Source organism: Bradyrhizobium sp. Crot121 (assembly GCF_059512385.1).
The window spans coordinates 1-479 of record NZ_JCAMOR010000354.1; the positions used below are offsets into that span (position 1 = coordinate 1).

A 479-nucleotide genomic window follows, 5' to 3' on the forward strand; every position below is an offset into this window, starting at 1 on the left:
GCCTTCAATGGCGAGTAGGAACGGCGTAGCAATGATCCGGGAACCATGCGCGGTATCGTGCGTTGCCGCGCTGCTTTTGAAGTGCACGTCCATTCCCTAGGATGCATTTCCTTGGGCGCGGTTACAGCGAGATGCCGGCGAGGGAAGCGCTAATGCGTCGGATCCGACTGGTCATAGCAGATCGACGCCCTGTCGTTCTGCAGGGTTTTGCGTCGCTGTTTGCGGCGGAGCCCGACTTCGAGCTCGTTGCGTCCTGTCTCGATGGAGCCAGCTGCCTCGAAGCAGTTCGGAATCTAGCACCCGATGTTGTGCTTGTAGAGGACGGATTTTCTGATGTCACGGCATCTGAAATGCTCGCCGTTGCCAATGCCGAAAACCTTCCTACCCGGCTTGTCTTCTACACCGCATCCGTCGCACGTGGCGACCTCGCCGCCGCAATCGCTGCCGGTGCTTGCAACGCGATTTCGATGCGCGCGAAG

At 59.3% G+C, this 479-nt stretch carries 1 protein-coding gene; it reads left to right on the forward strand.

The window, feature by feature from the left end:
- Positions 1 to 152: 152 nt before the first annotated feature.
- On the forward strand, positions 153 to 479 hold a 327-nt coding region (locus AC5ZGW_RS46945), incomplete at its 3' end, for a response regulator transcription factor (RefSeq protein ID WP_496114246.1).